Consider the following 21,621-nt stretch of genomic DNA (forward strand, 5'->3'; position numbering starts at 1 on the left):
ATCATTGTAACTAAAAACAGACAGATATTCGGTAAATTCGGATTTCTGTCTGTTTTTCTTATCACTGTTTTATTGCGGTTTTTACGCCATATTAAGACCTATTTCTGCGCTTCCTAATCCTTCTGCATCAATTCTCAGGCTGCAGCTTCCTGCATCATATCCTGAGCGGATAATGGCCATAGCCCGTCCTCTGTAGGTCACAGCCAGAGAATCCGTATAATCTTCCTCTGTGATGGGGTTGGCAGATCCAAATCCTGCAAGCGTGCCTTCTCCGCTGACCTGAGCCTTAAGAGGCACCTCTGCATCAGGAACAACACATCCATCCTTATCAACAATCTCTACTGCAACATAAATAAGGTCATGACCATCTGCGAGAGCTTCAGTACTTTCAGGAATAAGCCTTACTTCTGCAGGTTCTCCCGTGGTCTTAAGCGTATCTCTGCTTATCTCTTTTCCATCACGGTAGCTTATGGCAACTACGCTTCCCGGTTGATAAACCGTCTCGAAGCGAACGCTGTTAGGCAAAGGTCTCTCTGTCAGAACCTTTTTCCTTCCGATACTTGTGCCATTTACCAGGATTTCTACTTCCTCAGCTCCTGAAAATACCACCAGTTCAACAGGCTTTCCCTCATATCCATTGTAATTCCAGCATGAAATCACTCCTGGGAATCCCCACATACTTATAAGCTCTGTTTTATCGAAAGTATCCGGATGCATGGAATAGAGATGAGTCTTGTCGCTTCCCCATACTATGCTTCTGTATGCGCCTTGAGGCAGCATCGTTCCATTAATATCAAAATCCGCATCATTGGCTGTTCTCCAGGGATAAGGAGAAGTGCCCTGAGGCATTATATCCCATGGATGCTTTGGCGCATTTGGATCGTCCTTATCAAAATAAACAGCCTTTCCGATACCGGCTTCACCAAGATAATCCCATGCGGTCCATGTAAAATCACCAATTACGTAAGGGAGTTTTTCAACAAGAGGCCATCTAAAGCCAATTTCCTTAGGGAAATTCTCTGAGCCCAAAATAACTCTTTCAGGAAACATCTCATGATCCCGCTCGTAAAGGTCTTCCATATAGTTGTAGCCCACAACATCCATTCCGTTTGTAAAAGGCTCTGTGGCCTTTTCCCAAAGGTTCGTATTAAGGCCGTCGCTGGCATTTTGAGCCTGATTCTGTCCCTTTGCCAGCTCGTCATCAAGGCCGCTCCAAAATGAACAGATTCCGTTGCTTACAGGCCTTGTGCCATCGAGGTATCTTATGGTCTGTGCTAACCTTGTAGCCCTTGTATAGCCACCGCCAAGGCCTCCGCGTTCCGGAATCTCGTTACCGGTGGACCACATAATGACTGAAGGGTGTGTTCTGTCTCTTTTTACAAAAGCAGTGAGATCTCTTTCCCAGTCAGCCTCGAAGAACTGGTTGTAGTCTCCACCTCTTTTTCCCATAGACCACGCATCAAAAGCCTCATCAAAGACATACATACCTATTCTGTCGCAGGCCTCAATAAGGGCTGCTGAAGGCGGATTATGAGAAGTACGGATCGCATTAAAGCCCAGTTCTTTAAGTTTCTTTATCTTTCTCTCCTCAATCTTAGGAAGTGTTACTGTGCCAAGTAATCCATTATCATGATGAAGGCAACCGCCCTTAAGCTTTACACTCTTTCCATTGATACGAAGTCCCCGCACAGAATCCGCAGTAACTGTGCGTATTCCGAACAGTACTTCAGTCTCATCTGTGGTTCCATTCTCTTCTCCAACAAAATGCGTTCTGTAGGCACCAATATCCTTAACTGTAGCCTTAATACGATACAGATTTGGATGTTCTGTGTCCCAAAGCATGGGATTTTCTACATTAAACGCCATTCTGGCAGTCTCAATTACGCCGGAACATACCTGAATAACACGCTTTGTCTCCGTAACAGTCTCGCCTGTTGCGTCGCTAATAAGGTCCACGGTTATCTCCGCCATCCTGTTTCCAAGTCCGGCATTTTCTACCTCCACAAGGGCTTCCAGGAAAGCATAGCCGTCCGAAACTTCTTTTGTATAAGCATAAATTCCATCAGGAACGATGTGAACTCTTGGCCCATGGAGGAGCTTTACGCCTCTGTACAGACCTGATCCCGTATACCATCTGGAATTGGGCTGCATGCTTGTATTTACGTGTACTGTAATCCTATTTTCTTCGCCAAAGGTCACATAATCCGTCAGATCGCAGTAAAAAGGTGCATAGCCGTTATGCCAAAGGGCTGCTTTACTTCCGTTAATCTCAACGGTAGCGTTCATCATAGCCCCATCAAATAACAGACCCATGCACTCACTCTCCCACTCCTTGGGAAAATAAACATATTTCGTGTAACACGAAATTCCGCCTGTAAAATAGCCCATGTCCACACCTGCAGGAGCATCAGCGGACACAGGAGTCCCGATCATTCCATCGTGAGGCAGATTAACAAGCGTTCCGGGTGTATTCTCAAGCATTGTAATGCTATCCAAATATCCCCTTCGAAACATCCATTCTTTATCCAACTCTAGTTTTTTCATACAATATTTCCTCCTGCCATTGCTCAAAAAATCAATATTTTGCTCTGTAATATGCAAACATATATTGCTGATAAATGCCGCTATAGGGAGCGTATTTCTCCTTAGGATAGCCATTTGGATATTCGTTGGCAAGGACCTTTTTTATCCAAACATCAACGGGAAAAGCATCAAGCTGATGAAGTCCAAAAAGTGCCACGCAGGATGCAACCTTAAGTCCTATACCCTTCTGAGCCATAAGTCCTTCTATGGCGTCATCTGCATTCATGGCGGATAATTCCTCAAGGTTAAGGACTCCGCTCTTTATATTCTCAGCGGCAAGTCTCACGTACTCATCTCTGTAGCCAAGCTTACATTCTGAAAGCTCCTCACTGCTCATGGCCATTATCGCTTCAGCCCCGGGAAAAGCGTAGTACTCTCGTCCTTCAGAATCCTTTTTCGTATCACCCGTTATGCTGCAAAGTATCTCTATTGAGCGCTTTATAGCCGGTATATTTCTGTTCTGGGAAATGATAAAACTGATAAGTGTCTCCCAGGGATCCTGCTTCAAAATTCTGATACCCATACAGCTCTTAGCCGCTTCGTAGAGGAATGGATCGTCCTTTTTGCGGATTCTCTTTCTGACCTTCTCATAGTTCGTCCCAAGATCAAAATAATCCCACCATATTTCTCTGAATTCTTCCTCGCTGCAGTCAATCTCGTAGTTTTTATCCCCGGCTTCGCTGATGATAAGGCAGCTGTCGCGATAGGGAATGCGGTACTTTTTCCTCTCCGGTGTCCCCGTAGCCTGCTTTTCATCGCAATATTCATCCAGCCTTTGCCATCTGAAGCACTGTCCACTTTCAGCTATTTTTTCAAGATCAAAGTCATCTTCTATCTGAATGATATTTTTCATTATTATATCTTCCTTAACACTGATAATAAATAATTCTACCAATTATTAAAAAAGGCTTCCATAGAAAAATTCTTAGGGGTAAAATAATGGTGAAACGTATATTTTTCATCGCTATTTGGGGATGCTATGATTTATTTTAAGGAGGTTGTGGTATGAAGAAGTATATCGCAGAATGTATTGGAACTTGTGTACTTGTTGTCCTGGGTTGTGGTACAGCGATGCTGGTGGGCTGTGATGCAGCAAACGGCAGTGGTTACCTTCTGACTGCTCTTGCATTTGGTCTTACCATTGTAGGTATGGCATATTGTGTAGGAAATATCTCAGGTTGTCACATCAATCCCGCTGTATCTCTTGGCGTTCTGTTAAGCGGCGGAATGGAAAAGAGTGACTTCATCGGATACGTTGTTTCTCAGTGCCTGGGCGCTCTTATCGGATCAGGTCTTCTTGCTGTTATCTTTGGAACCGGCGGAGTTGTAGATAAAACCGGCGGATTTGGCGCAAACGGTCTTGGAGGCGTAGGAGGCAATCCCGTAGCAGGACTTCTTGTTGAGATCATTCTCACCTTCATCTTTGTTCTTACAATCCTTGGTGTTACATCTAAAAAAGCAGATCACGGCTCATTTGGCGGCCTTGTAATCGGTTTTACCCTTACTCTTGTACATATCCTTGGCATCGGCCTTACAGGCACATCCGTTAACCCTGCAAGAAGCTTAGGCCCCGCTATATTTGCTGCTATTTCAGGCAACTCAGCTCCACTGGCTGCTCTCTGGGTATTCATCGTAGGTCCTCTTGTAGGCGCAGCTCTGGCAGCTATCGTTTACAAATATCTTGAGGATTGATACACGGTAAGCATTATCGGATTTTAAAATAAGTTGATAATTACTTCATAAAACAAGTCAGGCTGTCTACGGGTTAATCCCGTAGGCAGCCTTTTTTAAATACAATTTCGTTTGCGAAATACTCGCGCTCTGCTCAGCTTCCTGTCGATCTGTAATGTCTCATTGCAAGGTGAAACAGCGCTGTCATGATTATAAACACCACAGCACCTGAAAGCGGTGTTACAAAGGCTGTCCACGTGGGCCATCCATAAAGCGGCTTATCCATAATCCATGCTGCCGGCACATGAAGAGTAAGCGCAAAGGGTGCTATTACTGTAAAAAGAGCCCTAAGGGGAAGCGGGTAAATATCTATCGGATACTGGCATGCGCTTCGTCCGCCGTAGGTAATTGCATTTACAAGCTCCACTGATTTTACACTGAAAATACTGAATATCGCCTCTATCATAAATAATCCCAATATAAGAAGCATGCTCATTGCTATAGATTCCACAAGTGCCAATACCTTCAGCAGATTCCAGGACATCCCCGAAAGACGGCTTCCCATTACAAGCGCTGCCGTTCCAACTGCTATGCAAGTGATTCTCCTGGGGTCGGTTCCTCCGCAAAGAACCTGCGTAAGCACGCCTCTAGGCCTCACAAGGAAGGTATCAAGGCGCCCTGTCCTTACCATCATGGGAAAATCCCCTGTTATTCCTCTTCCGAACAACTCCGTGAGATAAAATGATACCGACATCATTCCAAAAAAGAAATACAGATTCCCGCCGGTCCATCCCTTAAGGTTCTCAAATCTGTCCACGATCAGGATGACCACCATCATCTCTCCGCCCTCCATTACAAGCTGGGCAAGAGTCTGCATGATAAATGAACTTGTATATTGGAGATGGCTTTTTAGAAGCATTCCTATTGATTTTGTATATAGTCTGAATATGTCCATTAGATTTTCCTTTAACCACCCTGCACAATCATTCGCTTTCTGTTTGCATTCCACATAGCTGCGCCTAAAGATATAAGGGCAACTACCCAAAATGCCTGTAGTCCGTATACCCTAAAAGCACTAGCGGGAGCATATTCCCCTGTATATAGTCTGATCGGCGCATCAAGAAGCTGCGCATAAGGGAAAAATGTAATGATCTTTTGCCAACTCTCAGGAAAAAGATTAAGCGGAAAAAGATTCCCTGATAACGTCATCATCAAAAGATTGAGAAGCCCCTGCATCCCCCTGGGATCAAGGGTTCTCATGGTAAATGCCACGGTTATGTTTTCAAGGGCACACATGCAAAAAAGTCCAAGAGCCAGAGCCGGAATACATGCCAAAAATCCAGCGAATGATGAGGGCATTTCCAGGCCCCATCCCTTAGGCAAAAGAAATGCCATTATCAGCATCGGAACCGCACGCATTACGCTGCCCATGAGCTTTTGTGCCATAACCCTCATATAGTAAAATCCATACATATTTACCGGGCGGCAAAGATCATAGGATATATCACCTGACCTTATTTTATCTAAAAGATCCGCATCAGAGGCCACCATCATTCTGAAAAATGCCTGCTGAAGCCAAACATAAGTGGCTACACTTTCTATGGGAACAGACTGAGGCTTACCCTCATAAAGTGCCCTGTACAGAGCCACAAGAATAAGCCCAAAAAACATCTGGCAGAGGATTCCTCCTATCATTGCGCCGCGATACTGAAGTTCCATGCGAAGGCGCATTTTAAATACAGATAAATAAGCTCTCATAGGTCAAGCTCCTTGTACATGGCAGCAATCAGATGATCCGTGTTTTCAGGCTGTAAAGTAAGCTCGCTGATGTTTCCCGCATCCTGCAAAATTGAAAGAAGCTCCGCAGTAGGAAGCTTTGCAGGCTTGTAGCTAAGCTCTATTCCATCCTCTGTTTTACTACATATTACTCCATCAGGAAGTGATAATTCAGGAAGTGCTCCATCATATTTAACCCGCACATTACGCACGGTATCGAAGCGTTCAAGAAGATCGTTTAATTTTCCATCGAAAAGCTTCTGCCCATGGCCGATAACCATAACTCTGGAACACAGCGCCGCAATATCCTCCATATCGTGGGTTGTGAGCATGATTGTGGTGCCATGCTCTTTATTTTCCCATTTTAAAAACTCACGAAGTGAAAGCTTACTTACTGCATCGAGGCCTATCGTAGGCTCATCAAGAAAAAGGAGCTCGGGTCTATGCAGAAGGGATCCGCATAGCTCAGCTCTCATTCTCTGACCAAGACTTAGAAGTCTTAAGGGAGTTTTCATGAATTCCTCAAGCTGAAGGGCCTCAGAAAGCTCCTTTAATCTCGATTCATAGTCCCTTTGCGGAATCCTGTAAATATCCTTAAGAAGTGAGTAGCTGTCTATAATGGGAACATCCCACCACAGCTGGCTTCGCTGCCCAAACACTACTCCGATATTTTTTACATGTGCCTTGCGCTCATGCCATGGTACAAGACCGCCCACAGTAGCACTTCCTCCATCCGGCGTAAGAATTCCCGAAAGAATTTTAACTGTAGTTGATTTTCCTGCTCCGTTGGGACCTATGTATCCTACAAGTTCTCCCTTATCAACAGAAAAAGAAATGCCTTTAAGGGCGTTGACCGTATCTTTTTCCCTTAAAAGCCTTCCTTTTTCACGTTTCTTCTTAACAACAAAGCTCTTTTGTAAGTTGTTAACTTCTATATAACTCATTATGCTTCCCTTTAATCCAACAAAAACTTTCTGATTGCCTCAGAATATTCTACCAAATTCTCGCATTAATTGTTAAAAGAATTAGAAAATAACTCTACTTTCCGTAGGTGGTTATGGTATGCTTGCTACGTTAATATTTCTATAAGAGCTTTAATGATAATGAACTTATGGAGGTATAGACCATGAATCAATATGTAACAGGCGCAGTAATTAAGGAAATGCGCGAACAAAAGAAAATGACACAGCTCCAGCTTGCTGAGCTTCTTGGCGTGACCGATAAAACAGTTTCAAAATGGGAAACGGGAAAAGGTTATCCTGACATAACCCTCCTTGAGCCAATTGCGGACGCCTTCAGAATTTCAGTGACAGAGCTGATTTCCGGCAACAAGATCAAAAACGAAAATGTATCCGCAAACATGATGCGTTCAAAATTCTATGTTTGTCCCGTTTGCGGAAATGCAATTCACAGCATGGGCGAGGCAGTGATTCAGTGCCATGGCGTGCAGCTCCTCCCCGCAGAGCCGGAGCAGACCGATGAAAACCACATGATTTTCATTGAACGTGTTGAAGATGAGTATTATGTCAGAATCGACCACGAAATGACCAAGGATCACTACATATCCTTTATTGCAGCATCTTCCCCGGATCGAATTCAGATGGTAAAGCTCTATCCTGAAGGAAGCGCAGATGCCAGATTCAAGATAAGCGGCGTGCGCAAAATCTTTTTCTATTGCAATAGAGACGGTCTTTTCTCAATTGATGTCGTTAAGGGAATTGACGATAAGGAAACATCCTACGACAATACCAAGGAGAGGATGGAGCTTGAAAAGACAGCTGATATGCTGTTTGGGAAAATCGGCGGGAAGTAATCATAATAAAACAGACCTATGCGTTTTAAAATGAGCCTCATAAACTGGAGATGGGAGAAGATATGGTATACAGAAAAAAGAATTTCATTTTGGGACAGCTTGAAAACATTGAGTTGTTCGATTCTGTCCCGGAAAACTTTACCTACGACAGAGAAGACGCACTTGTAGATTTGAAAATGGCATTAAATATACTTAAGGCTTGGGAAAACACTGACAAATACCGCTTGCTTATGCCAAATTTGTAAATGTTTTGTTATAGGTTTTCTTTCTGTATTCCTTAGGCGTGACTCCTTCATATTTTTTGAAAAGAGTAGAAAAATGGCTCTCCCCGGCAAAACCTAAATATTCTGCAATGTCAGTACAGGTGTATTCATTGTATGAAAGAAGAAATTTCGCAGCGGAGATCTTTTTCTGCCTGATAAAGTCTGATACCGAGACTCCAACTTCCTTAGCAAAGACAGTAGACAGCCATGATGCATTCATTTCAAGCTCATCTGCAAGTGTCTGTACGGTTATTCTGTCATGCATGTGGTTTTCGATGTATTCCATGCATAGAAGGATTCTGGGCGAATAATCAGTCGACTTTTCATGATATGCCTTCATTCTTACTGCATAATCCAGCATCATCTCCTCATACAGAGCCTTTATTTCATCAGCCGAGTTTAATTTGTCCATCTTCAGAATATATAAGTCAGATAATCCATAGGATTCATCGGATGGCATGCCGCTCTCGATGCAGACTCTGCAGCATGTGGTTATTACTGATACAAAAAGGTATCTTTCCTGTAGTACAGGAGACTGTGAAAGCTTTGGAAATTTTGCCTTTCTATGCTTTACTAGGAACCTTTTTAAGCCGGATATATCACCGTTTTTTACGAAATCAAATCCGGACATTTCCTGACTCAGTGTCGCATGGACAAATTCCTCTTCTCTCTGCTTGAACAGATAATCAGAAAGCGCCACTTCCATCTGTTTTACCACTTTATCCTGCATCCACCCACTCCTTAGTAGACAATTTTTATTTAATTGTATCAGATTGTGAATGTAGCTCCAAATGCCATGATAGCTTTTCTGTTGCACATTGTTATGCAGAAAAGACTCTCTATAAACTGTGAATACATCTTCTGAACTGCTGCATTTCTCTGCTCTTTTTTTACTTCTGCTTTTCTTGTATCCTGAACGTCGTTAAATCTCATGGTACTTCCTCCTAAAATTGTTTATTGTCTGGTTGATTGGTTGTTTGTGTTTCCTTATGTCTGTATTATGCTTCTTAACCGGTTTTGAAAACATAATATTCATTTGTTTTTGTTTCTATTTGTTGTTCATTGCTTGAAGCGCTTGCCTTGTTTGTTTCTAAGTTATTTATACTCCTGCTCCGAGATAAGCAGCTTTCTGGCTCTTGGCTCTCAGAGCCACTTCACAGAGGCCTTCCGTAAAAAGAATGGAATAACTCCAAAACAGTTCCGGGATAGAGAGTATAAGCACCACATTTCACGAAAAAAAACAGACCATCATTACACTAATAATGGTCTGTTTTACACTTGTTCAGAATGTTTTTATCTCTATATTCTTATTTATTCTGCGTAATAAACGTAATTAGCCTTTCTGGGAGCAGCATCCTTAGCAGGTTCTGCTGCATATCCAAGAGCGCAGTGTCCGATTCCTTCAAAATCGCCTTCAATTCCAAGCTTCTCAAGGGGATGCTTTCATGAATATAGCACCGACTTACACGCCGTGTCAATGTCCAATCTAATTGTGCGCAAAGATTAATTATGCCATTTTCCAATTTTCAGTCTGCATCTGAACTGCAAGCATATGACTGTAAATTCCGTCAGCTTCCCTCAGCTTTGCAGGTGAATCTGACTCTGCCACTTTTCCATTCTTGAGAACTACTATCTTGTCGGCGCCGTCCACAGTTCTCATGCGATGGGCGATGATAAGCACTGTCTTATTCTTGATGAGATCGCTTATTGCTTCCTGTATCAGCGACTCGTTGTCCACATCAAGAGATGCGGTGGCTTCGTCCATCAGTATGATAGGCGCATCCTTGAGGAAGGCTCTGGCGATAGAGATTCTCTGGCGCTCTCCCCCTGAAAGCTCTGAACCATTCTCACCAATAAGTGTGTTGTAGCCTTCAGGAAGTTTTTCAATGAATTCGTCGCAGTGGGCGAGTTTTGCTGCAGCCTTGACCTCTTCATCCGTAGCTTCCTTCTTGCCGATTCGGATATTCTCAAGAACAGTATTATTGAAAAGCGTGACATCCTGGAAAACTATTGAATACATGGAAAGGAGCTTCTCAGGGTCAATCTTGGAAATATCCATGCCTCCAACAGTGATAAGTCCCTTTTCAATATCCCAAAATCTGGCAGCAAGCCTTGAAACCGTTGTTTTTCCACCGCCGGAGGGACCAATAAGGGCTGTAACCTCCCCCTGCTTGGCGACGAAGCTCACATCCTTAAGCACTGTTTCCCCATCCTCATATGAAAACCGCACATTCTTAAATTCAATATCATAGTTCTGATTTGTCAGCTCATCACTTCCGGTCTGCTCATAGTGAGACAAAATCTCATCCATTCGCTCGCACTGAGTATCGGTTGCGATGAGGGCCGAGAAATTCATCAGAGATATTTGCAGTGGCTCATACATTCTTGAAACCACCAGCAGGTACATAAAGAAAGTAACGACATTTATCTCATTTTTCATAAGAAGTGATGAACCAACAATAGCCACCGTTCCGATTCCTAACTTCAGAATCATCTGGGAGCTGCTGACAAATGCTGCGTTTACGAATTCTGTGAAAATAGTGTGGGACTCAACAGCCTTAATCTTTTTATTAAGTCCCACCATATATGTGTCCTGGGCGTTATAAGCCTTTAAATCCCTCACTGTTTCCAGCGCTTCCTGAATACCGTCTAGGCAGGCAACCTTGTATTTGCTTCCCTTTCGGTTCACCTTGTGCATTACATGTCTTGATGAAAAGACAATAATGAAGGCTATAGGGAGCACCCACACTGCAGCTATGGCCATTCTGGCATCAAAGAAGAAAAGGCTGATGACTACAATGGTAGTTGAAATGAAGGCACCAACCAGCTCCGGAAGCCAGTGCGATGAAGCGGTTTCAAGCATTGCACAGTCCGCCATGATAGTGTTTGTAAGGTCAGCTAAGTCCTTTTTTCCGAAAAATGAAAGCGGGATTCTTCTAAGTTTTTCAGCTAGAGAACGTCTTCTTACGCCGCTTTCTACATAGGTTGAAAAGAAAGTGGCATTGTACTGCAAATATTCAGTAAATGCTACAAGTAAAAGGCATATCACGGAACCCAGTATGAATATTCTTACATGATTTCCCGGAATCTCGCCGTTTAGTAGATCTCCCGTCATCATGAAAAGAATTCCTACTGGCATCATCTGTGCCAGATTTGCTAAGGTGCAGGCTCCGAAAGCCTTTACCATATCTTTTGCTCCCTGCTCAGAGAGCGCATATTTATGCTGTAACTTTTCTATCATTGTCCTGCTCCCTTCCCATTTTCCAATTAACTGATTTCTTATACTCATTCCACATGTGGTCGTAAATTCCGCCCTTTGCAAGCAGGGCATCGTGCTTTCCACTTTCTACAATTTTGCCATCTGAAAGAACGCAGATTTTATCTGCATCCACCACAGTTGATAGGCGATGCGCAATCATGATGACTGTTTTATCTTTAGACAGATTTGCGAAGGCTTTCTGGACCATGATCTCATTATCAGGATCTGCAAAGGCTGTGGCTTCGTCCAGAATAAGGATCGGAGCATTTTTAAGGAAAGCTCTCGCTATAGAAATTCGCTGAGCTTCTCCGCCTGAGACATAGGTTCCCTTGCTACCTATCATGGTGTGTATGCCATCAGGCAGCTTTTCGATAATATCCCAGCACATGGCGTCTTTAAGGGCCTGCACCACTTCTGCTTCTGTGGCATCAGGCTTTCCCATCCTGACATTATCAAGGATGGACATCTTAAGGAGTTTACTGTCCTGAAAAACGTAGGATACATTTTTCATCAGATCTGCCGAGGAAATATCCTTTACATCTACGCCGCCGATTTTGATGCTGCCCTGCTTCACATCCCAGAATCTTGCGATAAGGGAAGCGAGGGTTGTTTTGCCGCCGCCGGAAGGACCGACGAATGCCACATGTTCTCCGGGCTTAATATCAAGACTTATGCCGTCAATGGCGTTGGCCTTCTTTTCATCGTATGTAAATATGATATTTTCAATCTTTATGCTGCTATCCTTGGGATTTTGCGGATTAGAAGCTTCCTTAAGAGGCTCTACATCAAGAAGCTCATACATTCTGTTTAGAGCATCTTTTACTATCATCTGGCTCTCACCGGCATAGGCCACCTTCATGAGGGTAACCGTCAGGATCGGTGTGATGATGATGTAAAAGAGAATGTTGTATAGGAATGTATTTGAAACGCCGTTTCTTGCGAAGATAAAACTGCAGGCCACAAGGGCTGCAAACACTGCATTCGCAGCTGTGGTAAAGCCTATCATAGGCATTCTCATGCCGATGGTGTAGGTGATTGTCCACTTTTCATATTTATCGATGGCTTCTTTGAATCTTTTGAAAGAAAAAACTGACTGACCAAAGGTCTTTACAACGGGAATTCCCCTGACATATTCAACCGCTTCTGCAGACATCTCATCAAGAGCATTCTGATACTCTTTCATGTCATTCTGCATCTTTTCCCCCATCATTCCTCCCATCATAAGGAAGGCTAAAACCGCAGGCACGAGGCAGATAAGGCCGATCCTCCAGTCAAATATTAGGAGCATCGCGATAAGACCAACCGGTGTGGCGTAGCTGACTGCCTTGTCCGGAAGACTGTGTGCCAAAAACGTCTCCGTTGCTGCGCTGGACTCAGCCACGATTTTCCTGATCTTGCCGCTTCCTTCGGATTCAATGTACCCCATAGGAAGCTTCATAACGTGCTCCATCATGGCTTTTCTCATATTTGTCTGAACTCTGAAGGCTGCTAAATGGGAGCACATCAGCGCTGAGATGTACAGAAACATCGCAAGAAGACTCATTCCCACGGCGCTCCAGCCATAGCTGACTATGTGCGTTGCCTTTGAAAAATCAGGTCTGACCTCCACAACTTCCTTGATGATGCACCAGATATAATAAAACGGCACCAATGCAACCAAGGCGCTTATTGCGGCCAGAATCCATGAACTGATAGTTAAATACTTGTGATTACCTGCGTAATCCAATAGCTGCGATATAACACTTTTATTTCTATTCATTTTTCCCCTTCTTATTTCACGACTTCCCACATTTGGCCCATGTTTTGAAATCCATCCTGAGGAAGGCATCCTTTACAGGTATGTCCATCTGAGTGACTTCCGGATGAACATCCACTGCACCCTGAGCATCCTTTCGATGAAAAGATAACTCTTTTTATGATTCCCATGTTCTCGAGATATTCCATCTGTCTGGAAACATCTTCCTCACTGGTATGAAGTTCCATTGCAAGAAGTTTCGTAGTTCTGGCATGGCCATCCTTAAGTAATTCCAATAATTGTTCCATTTTTCATCACCAAATAAGCATTCCAACATGATATGCGATAAACGCCAGCAAAAGAGACACTGCCGTGTAATACAGCACAATCCTTCCTGTCCATTTCGCTGAATGTGTCTCCTGATATGTCGCTGCCAGAGCAACAACGCAAGGCATGTTGAAGGTCATGGCAAAGATAAATGCTAATGCTTCCGGCTTTGTTACGTTTGCAAGAAGAATAGAGCTTAAGGTCACACCATTTGCCATATTTGCTGTTGATCCGGCACCACTCATAGCATTGGTAAATGCAGCACTGTATGAACCACCGCTATAAAGTGCGCTGATAACACCGATAGCGCCCTCTTTTCCTATAGCCGATGCTAAGTATGAGAGGAATAACTGCCATGGCATACCAAAGAACTTTGTTACAGGCTCTATCGCTACACCGATTGTGTACAGGATTCCGCCTGTTCCCGATGGAGAATAGCTAAGGAGCCAGAATACACCACAGACAAGCAGTACCACACTTGTTACTCTGATAAATGTCTCTTTTGTTCTTCCAAATACATATCTGAAAAGTGCTCCCCACTTCGGCTTGTGATACGGAGGAAGTTCCATGATCATTCCGTAGCGATCTTCTTTCTGAACAAGCTTTGCCCCAAAGATTTTTGCTGTCACATACATATGTAAAAGCATTGTAAGAAGGATTACAGTGACCACCAAAACTGCGCCGGGTCCAAAGAATATAGATGAAAGCATAGGGATAGTAGCCCATGCTGCGCCACAGGGAACTGCCCATGCTAGAGCGATTGTCAAAACCTTCTGCCCCCAGTTATCGATAACTCTTGCTCCTGCCGCACCACCCATAGTGCAACCAAAGCTTACAAGGAAAGGCATAACAGATTTGCCCTGAAGTCCCAGTTTCCCCATTGTATTGTCAAACACATAGGAGATGCGGGCCATGATGCCAACCTCCTCAAGAAGGCCAAATACAAGAGTTACTCCAAAAACAAATCCCAACATTTTGAAAATATATGAAAATGATTGGATAATTACATCTGTAGCGATAAGAATTATGAATTCAGCACATCCAATAGCTGATAATCCTGCAGCGACAGGCTCTTTAAGCATTAGAACGAGCTCGCCAATGATCATAGGCGGAATAGCCGGAATAAAAGATGCTATAAGCCCCAACAGAACCGTAAGAATAACTGCAGGCTTTCCCCAGACCTTACTTGTATAAATACGGTCAAGCTTACCAAGGGTCACTTTTACTGATTTAGACTGGATTGCACCATCGATAACATCATCAATCCATGCAAACTTGCAGCCTCCGACTGCCACAGCCCCCTGAGACGATTTTCTTATTTCCTTTATTCTGTCGAACGTTTCTGCATCGAGTGCATTACCCAGTTTTCCCACTACTACTCTGTCGTTCTCCAAAACCTTAGAAGTAAGCCACATTGAAGAATATCCCGGAATAATGCCTTCCGGAATCAGGTTACAGATTTCCTGATATTCCTTAATGCTCTCGTACTGCTCTTTAAGCCCCGAAACATCAAGTCTTGAATCCTTCCTGATAGCTTTTTCCAAGGTCCTATAAAATTCATCGTAGGACTTCACATCTGTTGCCGAAAAGGGTATTACCGGAATTCCAAGCTTCTCCTCTATAGCTGCTGCGTCAATCTTTTTCCCCTGATCTGCAGCGACATCCGCCATGTTGAGCAATAGAAAACATGGTGCATTGATTCCGGCATAATCAGCCAGCATGAAAAGGCTTCTCTGAAGCTGTGAACTGTCTGCCAGGATACAGACCACATCTGCTTTTCCTGAAGTGATGAAGTCTCTCGTGATGACCTCTTCATCGGAGTTTGCCGATAAGCTGTATGATCCCGGTAAATCTGCAACGTTATACTCTTTTCCACCATAGGTAAAAGAGCCTTCTTTTTTCTCAACTGTCTTACCCGGCCAGTTGCCGACATGCTGACGAAGGCCTGTAAGCGCATTAAACAAAGTTGACTTGCCCGAATTAGGCTGTCCCAGGAGGGCTATAGTTGCAGCTGCGCTCATACTGTCACCTCCTCAACCATGATTCCATTGCATTCTCTGCGGTTCAGTGCGATCATGGTATCTCTTGAATAGACAAGCATGGGTCTATTACTATCATTTTTGATGACACTGACCTTGCATCCGGGTGTCAAACCTATCGATGTGATACGGCTCATAAATCTTGTGTCGCCATTGATTGCTGTGATTACAGCATCGTTGTTTTCCCTTACTTCACTTAAACTCATAACTTTCTCCTCTCTCAATGTTAGCGAATGCTAACTGAATGATAGCACATTTTTCTTATATTAAATGATGTTTTGAGTTTAATGAAAAAAGTTCTCAACCATTTGCTCCTCCTGCATCTGCTCTGCCGTTTTAGGATTAATAAAAAATGAGGGGCGGGGTACAGAGTCGTTTATTTTAACTCCATATCCCGTCCCCCTGGGACAGTTCTGTTTAATTCATAGCTTCGCCATTTACATAAAGTGTATATCCATTTGTATTCACGCTGGACATATCTCCATCAAAAGATGTGATATATGTGTCTGCAGTAAGTGTCCATGTACTGCTTTTATCGATAGATACTGAAACTGTTCCTACTTCTGTAGAAACGCTCTCACCCTTGGCATTTGTGATATTACCATCAATTGCACCTGTAAAATCTGAACCATCAGTAAGGTTTAAAGTAAGCTCAGAATCACTTCCTACGAGAATTGTTCCATCAAGTGTCTGATTGCTTGCATTTACTGTAGCAACGTTACTGTCTCCCTTCCATCCATCAGCACAAACCGAGAGAAGAACATTCGCTGAATCCTCATTAACAATCTTTACATTATCAAGATTGATCACAGCCTGTGTGTTTGTCACATGAAAAACATGACCATTTTTGCTCGTCAGTGTTCCACCATTCATTGTAAATGTGGAAGTTCCACTGTCCGCATCTCCGGACATAGACTGATAGATCATGATAGTGTCATAAAAGGTGGCATTACCGTTGGTATCTGTATTGTTTGCCGTCATGTCGCAGTCATTTAATGTAATGGAATTAATTCCTTCAATACATACACCTTCTGACAAATTTGAAGTGAGTGTTGCGTTAGAAACTGTAATATCTGCGGTTGAATAAATCGCAGGTGATCCAAGTCCATTTGTTGTATAGCTGCCACCGTCGACTGTAACTGTACCGCCACCACGGTCAGTTCTTATGGCAGCTGAAGATCTTCCGCTAGTCTCAATGGTAAGATTTGATGCCTCTGTGATACCACCACCTGTTGTCATGATTCCGCCAGACCCATCGCCTGTGGTGGTAATAGTTGTATCAGCGATGATTACCTTTGTTCCATCACCATCTGCTCCGTTTTTTCCACCATTACCACCGTAGGAAAAAACCCCGTTTGCTCCGTCAGCATCGGAAGTAATCGTGCTATCAGTAATAGTAGTTGTAGAGCCATCTTTCACAAGAACTGCAGCATTAAGCCCATAAAAATTGCAGTTATCTCCACCATCTGAGTCGCCTGTCTTTGTAACATTAGCATTTGAGATAGATACCTCTTCTGAAGTGCTTATCATAAGTGCGCTCTCATCTGCAACACTGCTATCATAGGTTTTTCCATCCTGCGAATCGGCAGCTACTATCTCATCAGCGGCTTTATACTCTATATCTGCGCTACTGCTTCCACCGCCAAATCCGCCTCCTTCAGGAGGATTTCCGGGTGCTTCGCCGTCAGGTTTTTCACCAGGTGCTCCATTCGGGGCCTGTCCGTCAGGAGCTTCTCCATCAGGTTTTTCCGGAGGTGTCTCCCCTTCCGGCATTTCACCTTCAGGTTTATCAGCAGGTACCTCTCCACTTGTCGCATCTGCAGAAACTGTGCTGTCCTCAGGCGCAGCCTCATCAGTAATAATCGTAGATTCTCCGCTTACTGTTCCTGTATTTGTACCACATGCGGTAAAGGTTACACACATCACTGTGATTGCTGCTATTGATAATACTTTTCTAAGTTCATTTCTTTTCATTATAAAATCTCCTTGATATTTCCTTTGAAAATCGCATCCGCAATGCTTTGCTTTAGTGGAGATTATGGATTAGAAAACTAAAATGAACCTAAAATGATTCCAAAAAAATTGAAGTTCACAAAATCTACAAAATTTATTTCCGGAATTGCATGGGCAAGAAGCAGCTCAATCTGATCTATGTCATCTGTGAAAACCTTCTTGATTCGCCCTGTTCCCAGCTCCTGAATATTACCAAGAGGCTGTTTCTCAAGCTTTCCCTGCAGAGAAATTCTGATATTTTTCAGAGTGTTATAGGCGCTGATGTGTGAAAATGAAAGACCTTGTACGTAAGAAAAAGAATAAATGACTTCACATATTGCTACGTAAAGAACCCTTAGCATGATATACGAAAAACTGATGCTCTCCCCTCGCGTTAGCGGTGAAATAATCTGATACAGAAAAAAGTACGGCAAGATATTTGCCACAATGCCTATGCACATCATAATTGCTGCAAAGGCTGTGTACTTTTTGTACTCCCCCACGTATGGGGAAACATTACCTGTTCCTCCTTTTTGATTTGAGTTAGTATTAGCTAACTCTGGTTTGACAAGTTTTGAGATATTTTCTCAGTGCAACATATTGACGATGTGGCACTGCCACATATAATGTTAGCATAAGCTAACCTAAATAAAAAGGAGGAATGTATGAGTAAAGTAGCAATAGTTTTTTGGAGTGGTACAGGTAACACACAGTCAATGGCAGAGGCAGTAAAGGCAGGCGCTGAAAGCAGCGGCGCTTCAGTTGATATGTTCTCGCCATCAGAATTTAATTCATCTATGGTTTCCGGCTATGATGCAATAGCCTTCGGATGTCCTGCAATGGGCGCTGAAGTCCTTGAAGAGACAGAGTTTGATCCTATGTTTTCTTCTGTTGAAGGCTCTCTTTCCGGTAAAAAGGTTGTGCTCTTTGGCTCCTATGGCTGGGGTGATGGTCAGTGGATGCGCGACTGGGAAGACAGATGCAAGTCAGGCAGCATAAATCTCGTGACAGACAGCGTAATCGCAAACAATGCTCCTTCAGATGATGACCTTGAAAACTGCACAGCACTCGGCAGAGCGATAGCTTAAATGAGCCAGGGGGGACGAGGTTATAGGGCCCCAAAATGGTCCACACCCCCGTCCCCCTGGTCCAAATATCAGTTACTTGACTTTTTGTTAGCACTTGCTAACCCCAAAATAAAGACATAATTGCGGTTTTTATACATATCCATTCCACTGCCTTGTTGATAAAAATTCTCACTCATTAGCCGCCTCTACACTCCCTTTGCTGTTTTATAATTAATGGACAAATCTATTAACGGAGTACATTTCCAAGTACAGAAAGGACTATCTATGATTAATTGGAGCACAATAGGAAAGGTGGCATGCGGTTTCGCGCTAGGTACAGCAGGAGTTAAGCTCCTCTCCAGCAAGGATGCCAAAAAATGCTACACACATATAACTGCTGCGGCATACAGATGCAAGGATACATGCCTTGAGACCTACACTAATATCAAGGAGAATTGTCAGGATATCAGTGCTGATGCAAAGGAAATCAATGAAAAACGATATGCTGATGAAAGAGCAAAAGAAATTGAGGATGCAAAGGCTGTTCTGGCAAACGCTGAAGCTGAAGCCGCTAATGCATAAGTAAGATATCTTGAACTTTATGTTCAAGAATGTAAGCTAGATGAAAGGCATACTATGAATTGTAAAATATTGCATGAAAACGGGGGACGTATGCGTGTACACATTGCTGTACGCCATATGTCTTCTTTTGAAGCTGATAAAATCCAGTATTATCTTTCCTCACTTCCTTTTGTAAAAAAAGCTGATGTAAATGAACGGACTTCAAATGCCATAGTTTTCTATGACTCTTCCTGCAGGAATGATCTGATACAGGCGTTTTCTGAATATAGTGAGAGAACAGAGATTACTGTACCCGAACATACAGGCAGGGAACTCCGTATCGAATATGAAGACAGAATGTTCTTCCATATTGCAGGCAAGTTTGTCCGCAGATTCATCATTCCATTGCAGATAAGAAAGGTGATCATATATCTAAAGGCTATCCCTTACATAATCAAGGGGCTTAAGTGCCTACTCTCCGGAAAGCTTGAGGTTTCTGTTCTTGATGCAACCAGCATTGCGGTATCACTGCTCAGAGGCGATCATGCAACAGCAAGCAATGTAATGTTCCTTCTTGAAATGGGTGAAATGATGGAGGACTGGACTCACAAAAAGTCCGTCGATGACCTTGCAAGGGCCATGTCCCTGAATGTAGACAAGGTATGGATGCTTTCTTCTGACGGCCAGGAGGTCCTTTCAAATATCTCTGACATAAAAGAGAATGACAGGATAGTTGTCAGAACCGGCACCATGATCCCCCTTGACGGTGTAGTACTAAGCGGTAATGCTTCCGTAAACCAGGCAGCCATGACCGGTGAATCCGAGCCTGTCCACAAAACAGAAGGCTCTCTTGTATACGCCGGTACTGTTATTGACGAAGGTGAACTTGTCATAACCGTACAGAAGGCACAGGGGCAGGGACGATATGACAGGATCGTAGCTATGATAGAGGAATCCGAGAAGCTCAAATCCGAGTCAGAAGCAAAGGCTGCACACCTGGCTGACAGACTTGTTCCCTACACTTTTGGTGCCACACTCCTCACCTGGCTATTTACCAGAAATGCCACAAAGGCCACATCAATCCTTATGGTAGACTTCTGCTGCGCATTAAAGCTCGCCATGCCTATTTCAGTGCTCTCGGCAATGAGAGAAGCCGGTGATCACAAAATATCCGTAAAAGGCGGCAAATTCATGGAAGCTGTGGCTGAAGCAAAAACAATAGTCTTCGACAAAACCGGAACTCTGACTCATGCCACACCAAAAGTTGCCAGGGTTGTTACTTTTGGCGAGAATGACGAAGATGAGATGCTTCGCCTTGCTGCGTGTCTTGAGGAACACTACCCTCACTCCATAGCCAACGCAGTGGTAAAGGCTGCAGAGATTAAAGGTCTGACTCATGAAGAGAAGCACACCAGAGCTGCCTATATCGTTGCACATGGCATTTCCAGTACGATTGACGGTAAAAAGGTATGTATAGGAAGCCATCACTACATCTTTGAGGACGAAAAGTGTATTGTTCCAAGTGGATTCACTGACAGGTTCGATTCTCTTCCATCTGAGTATTCGCACCTGTATATGTCTATCGGCGAAGAGCTCGCTGCAGTAATACTTATCGAAGATCCACTTAGAGATGAGGCTCCTTCTGTAATAAGGAAATTGAAAGAGGTTGGTTTTGAAAATGTAGTTATGATGACCGGAGACAGTGACAGAACTGCCAGGTCAGTTGCAGAAAAGACCGGCGTAACCAGATACTTCTCTGAAGTTCTTCCTGAAGACAAGGCTGAATTCATAAGAAAAGAACATGAAGCCGGCAGAAAAGTAATCATGATAGGTGATGGTATAAATGACTCACCTGCTCTCTCCGAAGCCGATGCCGGAATCGCGGTAAGTACCGGAGCTTCCATAGCAAGAGAGATTGCAGACATAACCATCTCCTCTGATGATCTCGGAGCTCTTTTAACGCTTAGAAGTCTCAGTACAGAGCTGATGCGAAGAATTAACCTGAACTACAATTCCATTATCGGTTTTAATTCATTCCTGATAATCATGGGAATGTTGGGGATCTTCACACCGACGACAACCGCATTCCTTCACAACGCATCTACCATAGCTCTCAGCATGAAGAGCATGACAAATCTATTGGATGATTGACCCAAAAACCTCGTAGCTGTTTGGCAACTACGAGGTTTTCTTTATTTATTTCGTTATCACAGATATGACTTTGTAATCCAAAGTCTCTATAGCCCTTGTAATCGTGGCGTCATCCACTTCCCTATCATACTCGACCACAGCTTCCTTCTTCCGTAAATTCAGCTTAGCTGATACTCCGTCAATTCTGTTGATAGCTCTTTTCACACGATTACTGCAGTTCTCACAGTGCATCCCGTCAATCTTAAAGACCCTGGTCTTAACCACAGGACCGGAAAGCTTCTTGTCTGGCTCCCTAACTGTAGATGATCCACCCCCGCAACAGCTTCCCTGTCCCATGAAATGCTTTGCTGCTCCTTTTGTGGCCATTATGATCACTATCATTAA

General features: G+C 43.5%; 21 protein-coding genes and 2 pseudogenes. 7 read left to right on the forward strand and 16 right to left on the reverse strand.

Features of this window, described 5'->3' with window-relative positions; translation table 11 throughout:
- Nucleotides 1-81: 81 nt before the first annotated feature.
- Together G603_RS0113915 and G603_RS0113920 are read right to left on the reverse strand one after the other, a co-directional pair.
- Complete coding sequence (locus G603_RS0113915) at nucleotides 82-2,544, reverse strand: glycoside hydrolase family 2 TIM barrel-domain containing protein (RefSeq protein ID WP_026670609.1); 2,463 nt, start codon at nucleotides 2,542-2,544, stop codon at nucleotides 82-84.
- Between the two features lie 31 nt (nucleotides 2,545-2,575).
- Nucleotides 2,576-3,436, reverse strand: coding sequence for a DNA-3-methyladenine glycosylase family protein (locus G603_RS0113920; RefSeq protein ID WP_035793343.1), 861 nt, complete (start codon nucleotides 3,434-3,436; stop codon nucleotides 2,576-2,578).
- A gap of 152 nt (nucleotides 3,437-3,588) precedes the next feature.
- On the opposite strand from G603_RS0113920, the gene G603_RS0113925 reads away from it, so the two are divergent.
- Nucleotides 3,589-4,275 carry an MIP/aquaporin family protein gene (locus G603_RS0113925; RefSeq protein ID WP_026670611.1) on the forward strand — a complete coding sequence of 229 codons (687 nt, stop codon included), beginning with the start codon at nucleotides 3,589-3,591 and terminating at the stop codon, nucleotides 4,273-4,275.
- A 133-nt stretch (nucleotides 4,276-4,408) separates the two neighbouring features.
- Here G603_RS0113925 and G603_RS0113930 read toward each other — a convergent pair whose 3' ends face one another.
- The 3 genes and pseudogenes from G603_RS0113930 to G603_RS0113940 all read right to left on the reverse strand — a co-directional run.
- On the reverse strand, nucleotides 4,409-5,209 hold the full coding sequence (locus G603_RS0113930; RefSeq protein WP_026670612.1) for an ABC transporter permease: 801 nt from the start codon (nucleotides 5,207-5,209) through the stop codon (nucleotides 4,409-4,411).
- A gap of 11 nt (nucleotides 5,210-5,220) precedes the next feature.
- Nucleotides 5,221-6,012 carry an ABC transporter permease gene (locus G603_RS0113935; protein ID WP_026670613.1) on the reverse strand — a complete coding sequence of 264 codons (792 nt, stop codon included), beginning with the start codon at nucleotides 6,010-6,012 and terminating at the stop codon, nucleotides 5,221-5,223.
- A pseudogene (locus G603_RS0113940) lies at nucleotides 6,009-6,827 on the reverse strand (ABC transporter ATP-binding protein); the annotation flags it as partial. The gene G603_RS0113935 and the pseudogene G603_RS0113940, both read right to left, overlap by 4 nt.
- A gap of 329 nt (nucleotides 6,828-7,156) precedes the next feature.
- Here G603_RS0113940 and G603_RS20490 point away from each other — a divergent pair.
- Complete coding sequence (locus G603_RS20490; protein WP_081669944.1) at nucleotides 7,157-7,843, forward strand: helix-turn-helix domain-containing protein; 687 nt, start codon at nucleotides 7,157-7,159, stop codon at nucleotides 7,841-7,843.
- A 62-nt stretch (nucleotides 7,844-7,905) separates the two neighbouring features.
- Nucleotides 7,906-8,088, forward strand: coding sequence for a hypothetical protein (locus G603_RS0113950; protein WP_026670615.1), 183 nt, complete (start codon nucleotides 7,906-7,908; stop codon nucleotides 8,086-8,088).
- Here G603_RS0113950 and G603_RS20495 read toward each other — a convergent pair.
- Together G603_RS20495 and G603_RS22450 are read right to left on the reverse strand one after the other, a co-directional pair.
- Nucleotides 8,072-8,836: a helix-turn-helix domain-containing protein gene (locus tag G603_RS20495; RefSeq protein WP_051207903.1), complete on the reverse strand. Its 765-nt coding sequence runs from the start codon at nucleotides 8,834-8,836 to the stop codon at nucleotides 8,072-8,074. The two genes, G603_RS0113950 and G603_RS20495, sit on opposite strands and share 17 nt — an antisense overlap.
- Nucleotides 8,837-8,874: 38 nt before the next feature.
- The gene (locus G603_RS22450; RefSeq protein ID WP_155830959.1) at nucleotides 8,875-9,039 is read right to left on the reverse strand and encodes a hypothetical protein; all 165 of its coding nucleotides are present in this window, start codon (nucleotides 9,037-9,039) and stop codon (nucleotides 8,875-8,877) included.
- 151 nt (nucleotides 9,040-9,190) lie between these two features.
- Between G603_RS22450 and G603_RS23320 the strand changes: the two genes are divergently transcribed.
- Nucleotides 9,191-9,430, forward strand: coding sequence for an AraC family transcriptional regulator (locus G603_RS23320; RefSeq protein ID WP_196808080.1), 240 nt, complete (start codon nucleotides 9,191-9,193; stop codon nucleotides 9,428-9,430).
- Here the strand turns inward: G603_RS23320 and G603_RS23255 are convergent.
- The 8 genes and pseudogenes from G603_RS23255 to G603_RS0113995 all read right to left on the reverse strand — a co-directional run.
- Nucleotides 9,418-9,549, reverse strand: a pseudogene (locus tag G603_RS23255) (diguanylate cyclase); the annotation flags it as partial. The gene G603_RS23320 and the pseudogene G603_RS23255 sit on opposite strands and share 13 nt — an antisense overlap.
- 64 nt (nucleotides 9,550-9,613) lie before the next feature.
- The gene (locus G603_RS0113965) at nucleotides 9,614-11,347 is read right to left on the reverse strand and encodes an ABC transporter ATP-binding protein (protein WP_026670616.1); all 1,734 of its coding nucleotides are present in this window, start codon (nucleotides 11,345-11,347) and stop codon (nucleotides 9,614-9,616) included.
- Nucleotides 11,325-13,124: an ABC transporter ATP-binding protein gene (locus G603_RS0113970; RefSeq protein ID WP_026670617.1), complete on the reverse strand. Its 1,800-nt coding sequence runs from the start codon at nucleotides 13,122-13,124 to the stop codon at nucleotides 11,325-11,327. Before G603_RS0113970 ends, G603_RS0113965 begins: the two co-directional genes overlap by 23 nt.
- 11 nt (nucleotides 13,125-13,135) lie before the next feature.
- Nucleotides 13,136-13,408 carry an Lrp/AsnC family transcriptional regulator gene (locus tag G603_RS20500; protein ID WP_035793345.1) on the reverse strand — a complete coding sequence of 91 codons (273 nt, stop codon included), beginning with the start codon at nucleotides 13,406-13,408 and terminating at the stop codon, nucleotides 13,136-13,138.
- A gap of 6 nt (nucleotides 13,409-13,414) precedes the next feature.
- Nucleotides 13,415-15,448, reverse strand: a complete 2,034-nt coding sequence (feoB, locus tag G603_RS0113980; RefSeq protein ID WP_026670618.1) for a ferrous iron transport protein B — start codon at nucleotides 15,446-15,448, stop codon at nucleotides 13,415-13,417.
- Nucleotides 15,445-15,672, reverse strand: a complete 228-nt coding sequence (locus G603_RS0113985) for a FeoA family protein (RefSeq protein ID WP_026670619.1) — start codon at nucleotides 15,670-15,672, stop codon at nucleotides 15,445-15,447. The genes feoB and G603_RS0113985 overlap by 4 nt, the downstream gene beginning before the upstream one ends.
- Before the next feature lie 211 nt (nucleotides 15,673-15,883).
- A complete protein-coding gene (locus G603_RS0113990) occupies nucleotides 15,884-17,440 on the reverse strand; it encodes a hypothetical protein (RefSeq protein ID WP_026670620.1) in 1,557 nt (518 codons plus the stop codon).
- Nucleotides 17,441-17,517: 77 nt separating this feature from the next.
- Nucleotides 17,518-17,961, reverse strand: a complete 444-nt coding sequence (locus G603_RS0113995) for an ABC transporter ATP-binding protein/permease (RefSeq protein WP_026670621.1) — start codon at nucleotides 17,959-17,961, stop codon at nucleotides 17,518-17,520.
- Nucleotides 17,962-18,123: 162 nt separating this feature from the next.
- Here G603_RS0113995 and G603_RS0114000 point away from each other — a divergent pair, with 162 nt between their 5' ends.
- The 3 genes from G603_RS0114000 (at nucleotide 18,124) to G603_RS0114015 (ending at nucleotide 21,237) form a co-directional block, all read left to right on the forward strand.
- On the forward strand, nucleotides 18,124-18,546 hold the full coding sequence (locus tag G603_RS0114000) for a flavodoxin (protein ID WP_026670622.1): 423 nt from the start codon (nucleotides 18,124-18,126) through the stop codon (nucleotides 18,544-18,546).
- A gap of 264 nt (nucleotides 18,547-18,810) precedes the next feature.
- A complete protein-coding gene (locus G603_RS20505) occupies nucleotides 18,811-19,107 on the forward strand; it encodes a DUF6110 family protein (RefSeq protein ID WP_026519436.1) in 297 nt (98 codons plus the stop codon).
- Between the two features lie 54 nt (nucleotides 19,108-19,161).
- Complete coding sequence (locus G603_RS0114015; protein ID WP_026670623.1) at nucleotides 19,162-21,237, forward strand: heavy metal translocating P-type ATPase; 2,076 nt, start codon at nucleotides 19,162-19,164, stop codon at nucleotides 21,235-21,237.
- A 45-nt stretch (nucleotides 21,238-21,282) separates the two neighbouring features.
- Here G603_RS0114015 and G603_RS0114020 read toward each other — a convergent pair whose 3' ends face one another.
- A complete protein-coding gene (locus tag G603_RS0114020; RefSeq protein ID WP_242834887.1) occupies nucleotides 21,283-21,603 on the reverse strand; it encodes a heavy-metal-associated domain-containing protein in 321 nt (106 codons plus the stop codon).
- Nucleotides 21,604-21,621 lie beyond the last annotated feature (18 nt).

Source organism: Butyrivibrio sp. AE3006 (genome assembly GCF_000424165.1).
Classification (GTDB): Bacteria; Bacillota; Clostridia; order Lachnospirales; family Lachnospiraceae; genus Butyrivibrio.